Here is a 15,190-nt window from a genome sequence, read left to right as displayed (position 1 = left end):
CCAATCTATTATTCTAACGTAGAGTTGATGATGGATCATCGTTTACTTTTCCTTTGAATTGCACCTTAGTATTATTAATACAAATATCCTGACTTTCATACGCGAGATCTATGGCTCTTTTAAAAATTACCAGCAGAATAGCTTGTATGCTCAGTTTAAGCCTGAGTATTTGCAGTGCAAATGCCGCTTCTGATGTCTCTTCTATTGAGAAAAGTGCCCAATATTTACCTACGGGAACTGATTTTTCATTTATTGCCCAAGTCGTTGGCGCAAAAACGCCCGTAGTGGATTACCACGGGCAAAAAATGGCTTTACCGGCAAGTACACAGAAAATTGTCACGGCATTGGCAGCACTATTGCAGCTTGGTAAGGATTACCGGTTTGTCACAACATTGGAAAGTGATGCTAATGTTTCAGAGGGCGTATTAGACGGTAATTTAACGGCTCGCTTTGTCGGTGATCCCATGCTGACGCGCTCACAATTGCGAAATATGGTCGAGTCCCTAAGACAATCGGGTATCAAACAGATTGATGGCGATCTCATCATAGATACGTCGATTTTCTCCAGTCACGATAAAGCCCCAGGCTGGGTATGGAACGATATGACCCAGTGTTTCAGTGCCCCTCCGTCAGCAGCCATTGTGGATAAGAACTGCTTTTCTGTTTCACTTTACAGCTCAGAACAGCCTGACGAACTGGCATTTGTCCGCGTGCCCGCTTTTTATCCTGTCAATGTGCTCAGTGAAGTCAAAACCTTAGCGAAGGGTTCACCAGAAGCAAAATATTGTGAACTCGATGTAATATCGGGTGACTTGAATCGATATACGCTCACCGGTTGCCTGACCCAACGCGATGAACCGTTGCCATTGGCGTTTGCCATCCAGAATGGACCTGGCTATGCCGGCAAGATCCTGAAAAATGAACTGAATATTGCAGGTATTGAGTTAAAAGGCCGTATCCGGCTTCAGTCCGTTGCCAAATCCCCCGAAAAGATCCTCGCCGTCAATCAATCTGTACCCTTAAATAATATGCTCTCAATCATGTTGAAAAAATCGGATAACATGATTGCGGATACCCTTTTTCGTACCCTCGGCCACCGCTATTTCAATGTTCCGGGGACATGGCGGGCAGGTTCCGATGCCGTCCGCCAGATCCTGAAACAGAAAGCCGGTATTGATTTAAGCAATACTGTTATGGTGGATGGTTCTGGCCTTTCGCGCCACAATTTAATCGCGCCTACCACCATGATGGAAATATTGCAATTTATTGCCCAGCATAATGATGAACTGGATTTCATCTCCATGTTACCCAAGGCGGGCTATGATGGTACGCTAGCTTATCGTCCTGGCCTGCATGAAGCGGGACTTGATGGTAAAGTTTTTGCCAAGACGGGATCATTACAAGGGGTTTATAACCTCGCCGGATTTATGACCGCCGCCAGTGGACAACAAATTGCTTTTGTCCAGTTTGTCTCTGCTTACTCTGTTTTGCCAAAAGATCAGCGAAACCGCCGTGTTCCGTTATCGCGTTTTGAACATAATTTATATAAATCGCTATACCAAAATCACTAAGCCGTTGAATTCTGGATGCGAATAGTGATGTGACAGAAGAAAAAAGAGCGCCGTACTTGGCGCCCTTTTTTATCTTCGAATGGTCACGTGAAGATTAGCGTTTATAAATCACTTCAATGCCTTCGTCATCTTCTTCGTCCCAGTCATCATCCCAATCTTCATCATCAGGTACTTGCTGCAACTGCTCTTTATGGTAGTCATCCCACATGAATTCCACTTTTTCAGGTTGGGATTTTTCTGACGTTTCCACACTACGGGGCTGCGTCTTCATGAACGCCATAATGTCCCAGCAAAGCGCTTTCACACCCTGACGGTTCATGGCTGAGATCATGTAATAATCGCCTTCCCAACCCAGCTCATCAGCGATAGCTTTCGCCCGCTGCTCAGCTTCTTCTGGATCGATGAGATCGACTTTGTTAAAGACCAACCAGCGCGGTTTTTCCGCCAGTTTTTCACTGTATTTGTGCAGCTCTTTGATGATGATACGGGCATTTTCAACCGGATCGGATTCATCGATTGGGCAGAGGTCAATCAAATGCAGCAACACGCGGCAACGTTCCAAATGCTTCAAGAAACGGATACCTAAGCCAGCGCCGTCTGAAGCCCCTTCAATCAGGCCAGGAATATCGGCGACGACAAAACTTTGCTCGTTATCCATACGCACCACACCCAGGCTTGGCACCAGGGTGGTAAATGGATAGTCAGCGACTTTCGGTTTTGCTGCCGATACCGCACGAATAAAGGTGGATTTGCCCGCATTTGGCATCCCCAGCATCCCCACATCAGCCAGCAGCATCAGTTCTAGCATCAGCTCACGGCTTTCTCCTGGGGTGCCCATCGTTCTTTGACGAGGAGCGCGGTTTACCGAAGATTTAAACCGGGTATTGCCAAGGCCGTGGAAGCCCCCTTTTGCCACCATGAAACGCTGCTCATGGTGCAGCATATCCCCAAGCAGTTCGCCCGTGGCAATATCACGCACACGCGTTCCGACCGGAACCTTAATGGTAATGTCCTGACCACGCTTACCCGTACAATCGCGGCTCTGACCATTTTGGCCCCGTTCAGCGCGGAAAGATTTTTCAAAACGGTAATCAATCAGTGTATTGAGGTTTTCATCTGCCAGCAGATAGACATCGCCGCCATCGCCGCCATCGCCGCCGTCCGGCCCACCTTTGGGAATATATTTCTCACGACGGAAGCTGACGCAACCATTGCCACCATCTCCCGCGACAACCAGAATTCTGGCTTCATCTACAAATTTCATCTTTTTTCTCCGTAGGATAGCCACTGTAAAGCTGGATGGCAGCTAGTACCCAGAGATGGCGTAATCCAAAAATATAAAAAGCCCCGCAACACACATTGCAGGGCTTCTGATTCGATCAAGATGCAAAAAACTTATTCAGCTTCGATGCTGATAAACTTACGGTTTTTTGGACCTTTAACTTCGAACTTAACTTTTCCGTCAGCTAATGCGAACAGGGTGTGGTCACGGCCACAACCTACGTTGCTGCCTGCGTGGAATTTAGTACCACGTTGACGAACGATGATGCTGCCTGCCAAAACAGACTCACCACCAAAACGTTTTACACCCAGACGTTTGCTTTCAGAATCGCGACCGTTACGAGTCGAGCCGCCAGCCTTTTTGTGTGCCATTAATCTGCTCTCCTAAATCTTAAGCGATGCCAGTGATTTTAACATCAGTGAACCACTGACGGTGGCCCTGTTGCTTACGGCTGTGTTTACGACGACGAAACTTAACAATTTTAATTTTCTCGCCACGACCGTGTGCAACAACTTCAGCTTTAACTTTAACGCCTTCAACGACTGGAGCGCCGATTTTGATGTCTTCGCCGTTAGCGACCATCAGTACCTGGTCAAACTCAACAGTTTCACCTGTTGCGATGTCCAGCTTTTCCAAGCGAATTGTTTGGCCTTCGCTGACTCGGTGTTGTTTACCACCACTTTGGAAAACTGCGTACATATAAACTCCGCTTTCCGCGCACCCCCTAAAATGCTTTCCAGAGCGCGCTATAAAATATTCACAATAGGGCGCGAATTCTACGCAAAAACCGTTTGGAAGACAAGAGCAGAATTAGAACAGATGAGAAAAAAACAGAGTTTTTCAATTGTCATTTATTTGAACGGTTTTTCAAGTACAATCGAGATATCTTGATATCTATTGATATGCTAATTAATGAGCACAGCTCTGAATCAGAGTCCAAAGCCAAAACATGAATTTAGAATCGATAATTAAACTCACCGCTGATGATATGGCAGCGGTTAATGAAACCATTCTTAACCAATTAAATTCTGACGTTGCGCTGATTAACCAACTGGGTTACTACATCATCAGCGGGGGTGGCAAACGCATTCGGCCAATGATTGCGGTACTGACAGGCAAGGCACTTCATTGCCGGGATGCAAAGCACATCAAAGTGGCTGCCTTAATCGAATTTATCCATACGGCAACCCTGCTGCATGATGATGTCGTTGATGAATCGGATATGCGCCGTGGCAAGGCGACAGCCAACGCGATTTATGGCAACGCGGCCAGTGTCCTGGTGGGGGATTTTATCTATACACGCTCGTTTCAAATGATGACCGATCTTGATTCCATGCGGGTATTAAAATTGATGTCTGACGCCACCAATGTCATTGCTGAAGGCGAAGTCATGCAGTTGATGAATTGCAATGATCCGAATATTTCAGAAGATGACTATATGCGGGTCATTTACAGTAAAACTGCCCGCCTGTTTGAAGTGGCGGCACATTCAGCCGCCATTCTCGCCAACGCCACGCCTGAGCAGGAAATCGCCCTGCGTGATTATGGCCGTTATTTGGGAACCGCATTTCAGTTAATTGATGATCTGTTGGATTATGACTCAGATAACAGCACGCTGGGTAAGAATACGGGGGATGATCTCAACGAAGGCAAACCCACATTGCCCCTTTTGCATGCCATGGTTCACGGAACACCGGAACAATCCGCGTTGATACGAAGTGCGATTGAGCAAGGTAATGGCCGCCATTTGCTGGATACTGTGCTGGCAACGATGAAACAGTGTGGTTCACTTAAATACACCCGCCAACGGGCAGAAGAAGAAGCAGATAAGGCAATTTCAGCATTGCAATCACTGGAGGATTCTCCATACAAGGCGGCCCTTGAGGGATTGGCTCATGTCGCTGTACAGCGGCTTTCCTGAACGGGATCAATCAGTGCCCCAGATAACTCAATCCAGGGCACTGTCTTTATTATCTATCTCTTGAATACCAATATATTGAACCAGGCTGGCTAGCCCTTTTCTTAAAATAAACTTAACCATTCGTTCCCTTTCAGATTTGCTTAATTGGTAATAAGCCTCCACCCAAATCATAAAGGGGTCTTGTCGCTTATTGCGATAGTATTCGACTGAATTCTCACTGACTGTCAGTACATTCACGACTTCTTCGGGCAAACTGTTGACATTATATTCAAGCGCTTTTCCCTGCACGCCACGCTTACGGCGTTGTTCCCAGCCCTCGCGCCTGGCCATCAGATTGACTCCCTGGGGAGAGGATGGCAGCCCTGCGAGGCCGATGAGTTCTTTTGCAGAATACCACTCTTTTTTCATCTCTTTCTCCTCGCTTGATACTGGGGCAGTGAAGAGAAAGCCAAATTTTCAACATCTGGCTTTTCAAAAGCTGTCTCACGTAGCGATAATTTTTTCCAGAAAACTTCTTATGCCGTCTCGTAATATCACTTCGATAATGACCTCCTTCTCTTCCTCGGTGAGTAAATGAAATGCACTTACCCAAATGGATAAAGGATCTTGTTTTTGAACTTGATATTCTGCGGGTGTTTCATGCAGTTCCAAAGCCTCTAACGTTGTTTTAGGAAAGCAAGAGTAATGGTATTCAATCGCCCTTCCCTGAACACCTGACCGTTTTTGCTTCAACCATTCTTCCCGTTTCGCTCTAGCATTAACTCCTTGTGGTGATCTAGGTAACTCACCTACACCGGTCAACTCCATTGCCGTATACCACTCTTTTTTCATAATGTTTCTCTATTTTTGTAACCAAGTTCAAAAAAGACGTTATTAAGAAAAAATTAGAAACATTTTTAGAAAAAATAATGTTATTTTATTTTCTTAATAACAGGTTCGAGTTCGTTATTAATTTCACATTAACGCTTTAGTTATACCACTAATGTGGCTTCAAATTTAATAGAAAAGGATTAAAAAAATGATTTCTATGAAATCGGATTGGCATCCTGCTGATATTATTGCGGCTTTACGCAAACGTGGAACGACATTAGCTGCCGTTTCTCGTGCCGCAGGACTGAGTTCATCAACTTTGGCGAATACACTTTCTCGCCCATGGCCCAAGGGAGAATGGATAATAGCGAATTACTTAGAACTGCATCCGTCTGAAATATGGCCAAGCCGCTATTTCGATCCCCACACAGGAGAACTATTGGAAAGAAAAATTAGAGAGAAAAAGAATAATTAGCTATCAATATAATTGGTAAAAGAAAAACCGCTAGTTATTTCTAACTAGCGGTTTGAGTTATTTAATATATTTAACTTAATTCGTATATTAATAAATTATTAATACATAAATTAACCGTTAATAAATTTTTCGCCTAATTCAATATCTTTCTTCAAAACATCCAGCATGTTATCCAATGCTTGTTGTTCAAAGTCACTTAGCTTGCCAATATCTAAACGTTCTTCAATACCATTTTTGCCTAAGCGAACCGGTTGCGCGAAGAAACGGGCATATTTGCCATCGCCTTCAACATAGCTGCACTCAACAACCTGGCTTTCGCCTTGCAAGCCGCGGATCAAAGATAGCCCCAAACGTGCCGCCGCCTGACCCATTGAAAGTGTTGCAGAGCCTCCGCCCGCTTTCGCTTCAACAACCTCAGTACCCGCATTTTGGATACGCTTGGTCAGCGCTGCCACTTCTTCATCAGTGAAGCTAACACCTGGAATTTGCGACAACAGAGGCAAAATGGTCACACCGGAATGGCCGCCAATCACCGGCACGGCGACTTCTTCTGCTTTTTTGCCTTTCAGTTCAGCCACAAACGTGTTGGAACGGATAATATCCAGGGTTGTGACACCAAACAGGCGGTTCTTATCGTACACGCCTTCTTTTTTCAGTACCTCAGCAGCGATGGCGACTGTGGTATTGACGGGGTTGGTGATAATGCCGATCAGTGCTTTTGGGCAAGTTTTGGCAACCTGCAAAACCAGATTACGCACAATACCGGCATTGATGTTGAACAAATCGGAACGATCCATACCCGGTTTACGCGCCACACCGGCAGAAATTAATACGACATCAGCACCTGACAGTGCAGGGGTTGCATCTTCACCAGCAAAACCAGCGACTTTCACTTCCGTCGGGATATGGCTCAGATCGGTTGCCACGCCCGGCGTCACCGGAGCAATGTCATACAAGGAAAGTTCTGAACCTGAAGGAAGCTGGGTCTTGAGTAGAAGGGCAAGTGCCTGACCAATACCACCGGCTGCACCGAGAACTGCAACTTTCATCCTGATACTCCTTAAATTAAGTACTGTAAACACGGCATTAAAAACAATCTGTTAACAGCCAGATTATCCACTTAATGGCCTGATGATGGAACAGAAAAATTGGCCTATTCTAAACAAAATGCTTATCTGTGAATGAGATAATGGGCACTTTTTGGGGAATTATTTCAACCGTATTCCCGATAAATTAACGGATTACCTTACGCGTCCCTTTCATACCAAACAACACCATTTAATTAACAATACATTTACCATGTTGAATTTTATGCCCTGTAGGTGGGTTTATCCCGCTCTTTCTTGAATAAACATGCACTCTTTCGCATAATGTCCACCTGATAACGGTTCCAACGATGGTGAAATATGCGTGTTCCTTCGAAGCAGGAAGATTTGATAAAAGCGTTCAAGGCATTATTAAAAGAAGAAAAGTTCAGCTCCCAGGGTGAAATTGTCTCAGCACTTCAGGAACAAGGGTTCGAAAATATCAACCAATCTAAAGTGTCCCGAATGCTGACGAAATTTGGTGCTGTCCGAACCCGTAATGCCAAGATGGAAATGGTCTACTGTTTACCCGCAGAATTGGGCGTTCCCACGGCGACCAGCCCATTAAAAAACCTGGTATTGGATGTCGATTATAACCATAGCATTGTCGTCATTCGAACCAGCCCTGGTGCTGCGCAGCTCATTGCGCGCCTGCTGGATTCATTGGGGAAAGCCGAAGGTATCCTTGGCAGCATTGCAGGCGATGACACTGTCTTCTCCACCCCGGCGCAAAACTTTACCACCCAACAACTTTACGAAGCGATCCTCAATCTGTTTGAACAGGAACTTTAATCTGGTGGATCGTGATGAAGATTATGTCAGCATCCCTTACACCAAAGGCGCTAATGACGATGAAACCATTCCACATGAAGTTATTAGCATCATGGTTGATGAAGAAACCACACTTCAGGCCGCGTGGCGTATAGTTAGATTAAAATTCCCCCTTGAAACAGACCGCTTTAATGCGGCCTGTTTCGGGATAACAACCGCTCGGTTTAAACCAGACTGGCTTTTTTCGTCAATGCCGCCAACAATTTTTCGTGAATGCCGCCAAATTCACCATTACTCATCACCAGAATATGGTCACCCGACTGCGCCGTGTCTACGATCATCTTAACCAAAGTATCAATATCAGCGCTCCAACGGGCGGGCTGGACACACTGTTCGGCAATTTCCACCACCTGCCACGGGATATTGGTGGGCTGATAGAGGAAGACTTCGTCAGCGCGTCCCAGAGAAGGGGCAATCTCATTTTTGCTCATGCCCATTTTCATCGTATTTGAACGCGGTTCCAGTACGGCAAGAATACGAGCCATGCCGCCCACCTTACTTCTCAGCGCTTCCATCGTCGCCAGAATTGCCGTTGGATGATGGGCAAAATCATCATAGACGGAGATGCCATTGACTTCACCGCGCAATTCAAGGCGACGGCGGGCATTAATAAACTTGCAGAGTGCCTGACAAGCATCCGCCGGCTGAACGCCCACATGATGGGCGGCCGCAATCGCGCTCAGGCCATTGTGCATATTGTGTTCACCCACTAATGACCATTCCACTTCCCCAACCTGTTCCCCCTGCCGGAATACCTGATAGTGACGACTATCCTGGCTGACTTTCTTCGCCTGCCAACTCCCGCTTTCCCCAAGCTGTTCCAATTCACTCCAGCAGCCCATTGAGAGCACATGCTTCAAATGAATATCATTATCCGGAACAATGATCTTGCCTGTACCCGGCACAACCCTGACGAGATGGTGGAACTGTTTTTGAATCGCGCCCAAATTTTCAAAAATGTCGGCATGATCAAATTCAAGATTGTTCATGATCAGTGTGCGGGGGCTGTAATGGACAAACTTTGAACGCTTGTCAAAAAAGGCGCAGTCATATTCATCGGCTTCAATAACAAAAAACGGGCTGGCACCGATTTGGGCTGAAACCTCAAAATTTCCCGGCACGCCGCCGATCAAAAAGCCGGGCTGATAGCCACACTCTTCTAAAATCCAGGCTAACATCCCTGCCGTGGTTGTTTTGCCGTGGGTTCCCGCGACCGCCAATACCCAACGTTCAGGCAAGACATGGTCATGCAGCCATTGCGGGCCAGAAGTATAAGGAATACCCCGATCCAGAACGGCTTCCACACAGGGGTTGCCACGGGTCATGGCATTACCAATGACCACCATATCTGGAGCAGGATCGAGCTGTGCCGGATCGTATCCCTGGATCAGCTCAATACCCTGCTTTTCCAGCAAAGTGCTCATTGGTGGATAGACATTGGCATCAGAGCCAGTCACTTCATGCCCCTGTGCGCGGGCGAGGATCGCCAACCCACCCATGAAAGTACCGCAAATGCCAAGAATATGAATACGCATTTATTTCTACCTGATATCATGAACTGTACCACCATTCTAACCATCAAATCATAGATTAGAAATGCACTAACCTATCAATCAGTTGATTCTTTAGCTAAACTGCCAGCGCCTCCGTGCAACACTTAAGTGCAATCCTTAAGTGCAAATCGTCAATGCAATAAATAGTAGAATAAATAGTCGTAAGGCACTCCCCTAAAACCAAAATCACATTCAGGATCTTTGTCATGAAAACATTGGGCGAATTTATCGTCGAAAAACAGCAAGATTTTCCACATGCCACAGGTGAACTGACTGCACTGCTGTCTGCCATCAAGTTAGGTGCCAAAATCATCCATCGGGATATTAATAAAGCCGGACTGGTGGATATCTTAGGCGCCAGTGGCGTATCTAATGTTCAGGGTGAAGTTCAGATGAAACTGGACTTGTATGCCAACGAAAAACTTAAAGCCGCACTGAAAGCCCGTGGCGAAGTGGCTGGCATTGCTTCTGAGGAAGAAGACGACATCGTTATTTTTGATGGCGATCGGGCAGAAAATGCAAAATATGTTGTTTTGATGGATCCATTGGATGGTTCTTCGAATATTGATGTAAACGTTTCCGTCGGGACGATTTTCTCGATTTACCATCGAATTACCCCGATAGGTCAGCCTGTCACCGAAGAAGATTTCCTGCAACCCGGCCATCGTCAGGTGGCGGCGGGTTATGTGGTTTATGGGTCATCCACCATGCTGGTTTACACGACCGGTTGTGGTGTCCATACCTTTACTTATGATCCTTCCCTTGGCGTATTCTGCCTGACCCATGAGAAAGTCCAGTTCCCGGAGAAAGGCAATATGTATTCGATCAACGAAGGAAACTACATCAAGTTCCCAATGGGGGTGAAAAAATACATCAAATATTGCCAGGAACAGGATGAAGCCACCCAACGCCCGTACACGACCCGTTATATCGGCTCTCTGGTGGCTGATTTTCACCGCAATTTGTTAAAAGGTGGGATCTATATCTACCCAAGTACGGCCAGCCATCCAACCGGCAAACTCCGCTTACTTTACGAATGCAACCCTATCGCATTTCTGGCTGAGCAGGCGGGGGGGAAAGCCAGCGATGGCGCAAACCGCATTCTGGATATCGTGCCAAATAAGCTCCACCAACGCGTGCCTTTTTTTGTCGGGACAAAGTCGATGGTCGAAAAAGCCGAAAGTTTTATGGCGGAATACCCTCACCCATAAAATTAAGAGGTGGGTTTCCACCTCTTCTGTTATTTCCCTTGCCAGCCACAAGCTTATTCATTCTCTTTCCCACCGTTAAACCCACCAACTATTTATCCCCGATTTATCCAGCGATAATTATGCCTATACCAATCCAACTTCAAGATGCGTCTTATATCTCCCCTAAAATTTAACCATTTTATTTATTCCACAATAATGGCTAAAAACATTCTCTCTCGTCGCCAAATTTATAAAAAATACAACCAGATATAGGCCTCAATAAAGTGATAACTTTTTCTTATCGGCTGATAATAATTTTTCATTACGCACAACAACAAAAGTTTTCCTAATGTATGTAGGTATGGGGAATATTATCTTTTTGTATTAACAAGATATCTATCCTCGTTTAAGACTTAAGTTTGAAACATCAAAGGTGTAATGCAAAAGCGCTGGCAACAGCCCATATTTTATGAGGAATTCATATATGGACTCGTATATAAATCATAAAGTTTTTCGGTTTTCTATTCTGATGTGTTCGCTATTTCTCCCCTTTGCCACGACAAGTGCAATTTCTGCGGGTGAAGAAACCCAACAGAGTAGGGCTGAAAACAAACGGTTTTTACAAGGTTCATCAAATGTCAATCGCGCTGATGATGCGCGGGATAGGCAAGCGGCGACTGATGCCGAAGCCGGTGTCATCGCACAAAATATCCAGAGAGTGGGTGGGATCTTATCCTCTTCCCCTTCTCAATTAACTGAACAGGCTAAATCCTACGCGCTGGGGAAACTCAACGGTACAGTCACCTCAGAAGCGCAAAAATGGTTATCCCAATTTGGTACGGCCAATATTAACCTTGCTCTCGACAGCAAAGGCAAACTGGAAACCAGCGCCTTAGATTTACTGCTCCCGCTCTATGACAATAAAGCGGATTGGTTGCTGTTTACCCAATTAGGCTATCGCCATCATGACAGCCGCGATATCCTGAACGTGGGTCTGGGTGGGCGTTATTTCACCCCAAGCTGGATGTACGGCTTAAACACCTTCTTTGACAATGATTTCACCGGTAAGCATAAGCGTGTCGGTGTTGGCGGTGAAGTGTGGACAGATTACGCCAGATTCTCGGCCAACAGTTACTGGCGCGCAAGCAAATGGCGTGAATCGGAAAAAGAGTTGGATTATGAAGAGCGTCCAGCCAACGGTTTCGATATCATCGGTGAGTTTTTCTTACCGGCCTATCCAAACCTTGGGGGTAAGTTGAGTTATGAACAGTACTTCGGCGATAGCGTTGGCCTGTTCAACCGGGAAACCAAGGAAAAAGATCCTAGCCAGGCTCGGTTTGGCGTGAATTATACCCCTGTCTCATTGGTGACCCTGGGGGCGGATTATAAAATCGCCAGCGGTGGGCACAGTGAAGGTCTTTTCCTGGCTAACCTGAATTACCGTTTTGGTGTGCCTTTTGCCGATCAAATTTCATCGGACAGTGTCGCGGCGATGCGTACGCTGGCGGGCAGCCGTTATGATCTCGTGCAAAGAAACAACAACATCGTGCTGGAATACAAGAAGAAGCCAGAATTCAACCTGTCTTTGCCAAGTATTTTAAGTGGATACAGTGCCCAGCATGTTCAGGTCACACCGCAAATGACCGCTGAAAATCGCTTGAAAAAGCTATCATGGCAGGCTAATGACGAGTTCCGTAAAAATGGCGGCGCTATCATTCCTGGTAATAAATCGATTGAAATAGACCTACCGAAATATGTTGCCAAAGGGGTCAACAGCTATACCCTGTCTGCGACTGCCGACCTTGAAGGTAACAGCAAGCCCAAGACAACCCAGATGAATCTTGTGGTGGAGCCTTTTGCCATTAAAGAGCAAAGCATCAAGCCAAATGGCTCAGGCCCGGTCATTTCCGATGGCAAATCTGCGTATGATCTGGCAGCCATCATCACCTATGGTGATAAGAACAACCCGCCGATTAAAAACACGGTCATACCCGATGTGAAATGGAGCATCGAACCGGAAGATAAAGATGCAACATTAACGTGGGATAAATCAGGAAAAACTGATGACAAGGGTCAGTTAACAGCCACATTAAGCACGACGAAACCGTTGGCTGCGAACACCAAGGTCTATCTGTCCCTGGATGATCAGCCCCAATTGGAGTTAACAGGCCAAATCGCACCAACAGATCAACAGATTAAATTGGGCGATATAATACTGTTAGAATCTCCGAAGATAGCAACAGCTAATGGAACAGACCACTATACCTTTAAGGTGCAAATATTCGATGCTGACGACACTCTGCTGAAAAATAAGACGATTGGTAAACTTAAAACGGAACTGAAAGTAAATACAGACAAGGGTTCCCCAATAGATGCGCCACAAGGAGTGAAACTGGAAGAGCCAACAAATCTAACAACAGATGAAGAGGGTAATTTAGTTCTCAATATGACAAGTACAGTCGGGATAAATGACGTTTATTTCATCATATATCCAGATTCTACCGATACAACTTCTGGCAGTAAGCAATCCAACAAAGTCATCTTCGAGCCAATTTTAGAACCAATAGGGATAATATTGAGCACGTCGCATAATGCAACAAAGACGCCAAACCCCTATAAACCTTTTCCTGCGAATTACAGTCTCCATAACGTGACTACCGATGCGAGCGTGTTTTTGGCGCTTTCAGGTGCTGGGAACGATCCACAAGGTACTGGTGATTTTATTTTGACCGATGTGGAAGTTAGCGATCCCAATGCGGTGAAAATGGATCCGACGACTAAAGCTATATACTTCCCCCTAAAGGCTTTTAAAACAGGGAGATGGCCAGTAACCGTGACAGCCACTGCAACAGACCAGAAAACTCAGATAGTAAAACGTGTTACCCACACCTTTAATCCAGCAAGGCTTTGGTTTACCGATATCTCGCTAAATTCACATCAGGTTTCACATGAGAGTACTTGTAGCGATGAGCGCACATACTCCTATTACCTCCCTGGTGATACTCAGGTACAGACCGACAAGACCACGGATGGAAATAAGCCAACCTTAATGGAAGTAGGCGGCGTTAACATCGCTCTACCGTCTTCATTAAATGAGGAATATGACAAAACGATTTTACCTGGTTTCGGGTTCGGAGAATTGGAAAGGGTTATCTACGGAGACATAATTCCTAAACTAGGTTCAAGTACCCCTCTAACAGTTCGGGTACAAGAAACAGGCGGTTTATCAAAAGATGCAGTGAGATATAATTACGTAACCAGAACCTGGGAAAATAATCCGACGAAAGACAAGGAAGATATTTACTTATGTGTAATACGCAGGTCATAGGTAACATCGCAAAAACTAAACAGGACGTTTCTTAGTCTCAAATAAGCAATAAGCGCGGACTCAATCATCATTGAGCCGCGCTTTTTTTATGCTTTTGATCCCACCGCCAGCCCCGAAAAATCCGAGGCATTTGAGCCGGTTTTGGCTATAATACTCCGCACTCCATTTTGGTCTAACATTGAAGGAAACCGTTTTATGAGCCTAAATCATGTCCCGGCGGGCAAAGATCTCCCCGAAGATATTTACGTCATCATTGAAATCCCGGCCAATGCCGATCCCATCAAATATGAAGTGGACAAAGAATCCGGCACCCTGTTTGTAGACCGTTTTATGTCAACGGCGATGTTCTACCCTTGTAACTACGGCTACATCAACCATACCCTGTCGCTGGATGGTGATCCGGTTGACGTATTGGTCCCGACGCCATACCCATTACAGCCAGGCTCGGTTATTCGCTGCCGTCCGGTGGGTGTCCTGAAAATGTCTGACGAATCCGGTGAAGATGCCAAACTGGTGGCGGTTCCCCATACCAAACTGAGCAAAGAATACGATCACATCAACGATGTGAACGACCTGCCTGAGCTGCTGCGTGCCCAAATCGCGCACTTCTTCGAGCACTACAAAGATCTGGAAAAAGGCAAGTGGGTTAAAGTGGAAGGCTGGGACAATGTTGAAGCGGCCAAGGCTGAAATCCTGTCTTCTTTTGAACGTGCTGCCAAGCAATAATCCTGCCAGCTAAAACCACAAAAACCGCTGCCCCTGATAAGGGCAGCGGTTTTTGTTACGCTTCTGATGGTTACGCTTCTCCCTGGCGTTTTAGCCAGTCACCACTGGTTATGCGGTGCAACCCTTCTACGGACAATTGATAGAGGTAGATCCAGGCCTTACCATAAGGGGTATCAATCAGTTCCCTTTGGTATTCCTGATCGTTTTTTTTCAACTGATCCAACTCCGTCAGGATGGAGGGGGTAATCCGATAGACTTCACATTGGAGGGTCCCTGTGCCACGGATAACCGCCGGATAGTGCCCCAGATCATAAATTTCATAACCTGCCAACCGGTGTTCCCCCAACAATTGGGCATCCGTCATCCAGTGATGATTGCCTTGTTTTCGCCTCAGGCTACCATAAACAATAACTCGCAT

Annotated in this window: 15 protein-coding genes; 7 read left to right on the top strand and 8 right to left on the bottom strand. The window is 45.9% G+C overall.

Annotated features, from left to right (window positions below):
• The first annotated feature begins 110 nt into the window (after positions 1 to 110).
• Positions 111 to 1,571 carry a serine-type D-Ala-D-Ala carboxypeptidase gene (gene dacB / locus Xkoz_RS02245; RefSeq protein WP_099140551.1) on the top strand — a complete coding sequence of 487 codons (1,461 nt, stop codon included), beginning with the start codon at positions 111 to 113 and terminating at the stop codon, positions 1,569 to 1,571.
• A gap of 94 nt (positions 1,572 to 1,665) precedes the next feature.
• Here the strand turns inward: dacB and cgtA are convergent, their stop codons facing one another.
• From cgtA to rplU, 3 genes are all read right to left on the bottom strand, one after another.
• Positions 1,666 to 2,835, bottom strand: a complete 1,170-nt coding sequence (gene cgtA, locus Xkoz_RS02240) for an Obg family GTPase CgtA (protein ID WP_099140550.1) — start codon at positions 2,833 to 2,835, stop codon at positions 1,666 to 1,668.
• Positions 2,836 to 2,966: 131 nt separating this feature from the next.
• Positions 2,967 to 3,224, bottom strand: coding sequence for a 50S ribosomal protein L27 (gene rpmA / locus Xkoz_RS02235; RefSeq protein ID WP_015836118.1), 258 nt, complete (start codon positions 3,222 to 3,224; stop codon positions 2,967 to 2,969).
• A 19-nt stretch (positions 3,225 to 3,243) separates the two neighbouring features.
• Complete coding sequence (gene rplU / locus Xkoz_RS02230; RefSeq protein WP_012986964.1) at positions 3,244 to 3,552, bottom strand: 50S ribosomal protein L21; 309 nt, start codon at positions 3,550 to 3,552, stop codon at positions 3,244 to 3,246.
• 250 nt (positions 3,553 to 3,802) lie between these two features.
• Here rplU and ispB point away from each other — a divergent pair, with 250 nt between their 5' ends.
• A complete protein-coding gene (gene ispB / locus Xkoz_RS02225) occupies positions 3,803 to 4,774 on the top strand; it encodes an octaprenyl diphosphate synthase (protein WP_099140549.1) in 972 nt (323 codons plus the stop codon).
• A gap of 27 nt (positions 4,775 to 4,801) precedes the next feature.
• On the opposite strand, the gene Xkoz_RS02220 is transcribed toward ispB, so the two are convergent.
• Together Xkoz_RS02220 and Xkoz_RS02215 are read right to left on the bottom strand one after the other, a co-directional pair.
• On the bottom strand, positions 4,802 to 5,182 hold the full coding sequence (locus Xkoz_RS02220; protein WP_099140548.1) for a DNA-binding protein: 381 nt from the start codon (positions 5,180 to 5,182) through the stop codon (positions 4,802 to 4,804).
• A gap of 75 nt (positions 5,183 to 5,257) precedes the next feature.
• Positions 5,258 to 5,605, bottom strand: a complete 348-nt coding sequence (locus tag Xkoz_RS02215) for a DNA-binding protein (protein WP_099140547.1) — start codon at positions 5,603 to 5,605, stop codon at positions 5,258 to 5,260.
• A 187-nt stretch (positions 5,606 to 5,792) separates the two neighbouring features.
• On the opposite strand from Xkoz_RS02215, the gene Xkoz_RS02210 reads away from it, so the two are divergent.
• Complete coding sequence (locus tag Xkoz_RS02210) at positions 5,793 to 6,059, top strand: helix-turn-helix domain-containing protein (RefSeq protein WP_099140546.1); 267 nt, start codon at positions 5,793 to 5,795, stop codon at positions 6,057 to 6,059.
• A gap of 110 nt (positions 6,060 to 6,169) precedes the next feature.
• On the opposite strand, the gene mdh is transcribed toward Xkoz_RS02210, so the two are convergent.
• Positions 6,170 to 7,108, bottom strand: a complete 939-nt coding sequence (gene mdh / locus Xkoz_RS02205) for a malate dehydrogenase (protein ID WP_099140545.1) — start codon at positions 7,106 to 7,108, stop codon at positions 6,170 to 6,172.
• Between the two features lie 357 nt (positions 7,109 to 7,465).
• On the opposite strand from mdh, the gene argR reads away from it, so the two are divergent.
• Positions 7,466 to 7,936 (top strand): transcriptional regulator ArgR, encoded by a 471-nt coding sequence (argR, locus tag Xkoz_RS02200; RefSeq protein WP_099140544.1) that lies wholly within the window; start codon positions 7,466 to 7,468, stop codon positions 7,934 to 7,936.
• Positions 7,937 to 8,139: 203 nt separating this feature from the next.
• Here the strand turns inward: argR and mpl are convergent, their stop codons facing one another.
• Positions 8,140 to 9,510: a UDP-N-acetylmuramate:L-alanyl-gamma-D-glutamyl-meso-diaminopimelate ligase gene (gene mpl, locus Xkoz_RS02190; RefSeq protein WP_099140543.1), complete on the bottom strand. Its 1,371-nt coding sequence runs from the start codon at positions 9,508 to 9,510 to the stop codon at positions 8,140 to 8,142.
• Between the two features lie 224 nt (positions 9,511 to 9,734).
• On the opposite strand from mpl, the gene fbp reads away from it, so the two are divergent.
• The 3 genes from fbp to ppa all read left to right on the top strand — a co-directional run bounded on the left by fbp (position 9,735) and on the right by ppa (position 14,772).
• The gene (gene fbp, locus Xkoz_RS02185; RefSeq protein WP_099140542.1) at positions 9,735 to 10,739 is read left to right on the top strand and encodes a class 1 fructose-bisphosphatase; all 1,005 of its coding nucleotides are present in this window, start codon (positions 9,735 to 9,737) and stop codon (positions 10,737 to 10,739) included.
• Positions 10,740 to 11,202: 463 nt separating this feature from the next.
• On the top strand, positions 11,203 to 14,046 hold the full coding sequence (locus Xkoz_RS02180) for an inverse autotransporter beta domain-containing protein (protein WP_167386538.1): 2,844 nt from the start codon (positions 11,203 to 11,205) through the stop codon (positions 14,044 to 14,046).
• Between the two features lie 195 nt (positions 14,047 to 14,241).
• Complete coding sequence (gene ppa, locus Xkoz_RS02175) at positions 14,242 to 14,772, top strand: inorganic diphosphatase (protein ID WP_099140540.1); 531 nt, start codon at positions 14,242 to 14,244, stop codon at positions 14,770 to 14,772.
• A gap of 70 nt (positions 14,773 to 14,842) precedes the next feature.
• Here ppa and Xkoz_RS02170 read toward each other — a convergent pair whose 3' ends face one another.
• A complete protein-coding gene (locus Xkoz_RS02170; RefSeq protein ID WP_099140539.1) occupies positions 14,843 to 15,190 on the bottom strand; it encodes a gamma-glutamylcyclotransferase family protein in 348 nt (115 codons plus the stop codon).

Source organism: Xenorhabdus kozodoii (genome assembly GCF_002632875.1).
Lineage (GTDB): Bacteria > Pseudomonadota > Gammaproteobacteria > Enterobacterales > Enterobacteriaceae > Xenorhabdus > Xenorhabdus kozodoii.
This window is presented reverse-complemented; position numbering and strand designations above follow the sequence as displayed.

What these genes read in the sequence shown, in the direction of transcription:
- dacB (WP_099140551.1), top strand. Translation starts at nt 111, where the DNA reads ATGGCTCTTTTAAAAATTACCAGCAGAATAGCTTGTATGCTCAGTTTA.
- Xkoz_RS02180 (WP_167386538.1), top strand. Translation starts at nt 11,203, where the DNA reads ATGGACTCGTATATAAATCATAAAGTTTTTCGGTTTTCTATTCTGATG.
- mpl (WP_099140543.1), bottom strand. Translation starts at nt 9,510, where the DNA reads ATGCGTATTCATATTCTTGGCATTTGCGGTACTTTCATGGGTGGGTTG.
- cgtA (WP_099140550.1), bottom strand. Translation starts at nt 2,835, where the DNA reads ATGAAATTTGTAGATGAAGCCAGAATTCTGGTTGTCGCGGGAGATGGT.
- ppa (WP_099140540.1), top strand. Translation starts at nt 14,242, where the DNA reads ATGAGCCTAAATCATGTCCCGGCGGGCAAAGATCTCCCCGAAGATATT.
- mdh (WP_099140545.1), bottom strand. Translation starts at nt 7,108, where the DNA reads ATGAAAGTTGCAGTTCTCGGTGCAGCCGGTGGTATTGGTCAGGCACTT.
- fbp (WP_099140542.1), top strand. Translation starts at nt 9,735, where the DNA reads ATGAAAACATTGGGCGAATTTATCGTCGAAAAACAGCAAGATTTTCCA.
- Xkoz_RS02215 (WP_099140547.1), bottom strand. Translation starts at nt 5,605, where the DNA reads ATGAAAAAAGAGTGGTATACGGCAATGGAGTTGACCGGTGTAGGTGAG.
- Xkoz_RS02170 (WP_099140539.1), bottom strand. Translation starts at nt 15,190, where the DNA reads ATGCGAGTTATTGTTTATGGTAGCCTGAGGCGAAAACAAGGCAATCAT.
- rplU (WP_012986964.1), bottom strand. Translation starts at nt 3,552, where the DNA reads ATGTACGCAGTTTTCCAAAGTGGTGGTAAACAACACCGAGTCAGCGAA.
- Xkoz_RS02220 (WP_099140548.1), bottom strand. Translation starts at nt 5,182, where the DNA reads ATGAAAAAAGAGTGGTATTCTGCAAAAGAACTCATCGGCCTCGCAGGG.
- Xkoz_RS02210 (WP_099140546.1), top strand. Translation starts at nt 5,793, where the DNA reads ATGATTTCTATGAAATCGGATTGGCATCCTGCTGATATTATTGCGGCT.
- rpmA (WP_015836118.1), bottom strand. Translation starts at nt 3,224, where the DNA reads ATGGCACACAAAAAGGCTGGCGGCTCGACTCGTAACGGTCGCGATTCT.
- ispB (WP_099140549.1), top strand. Translation starts at nt 3,803, where the DNA reads ATGAATTTAGAATCGATAATTAAACTCACCGCTGATGATATGGCAGCG.
- argR (WP_099140544.1), top strand. Translation starts at nt 7,466, where the DNA reads ATGCGTGTTCCTTCGAAGCAGGAAGATTTGATAAAAGCGTTCAAGGCA.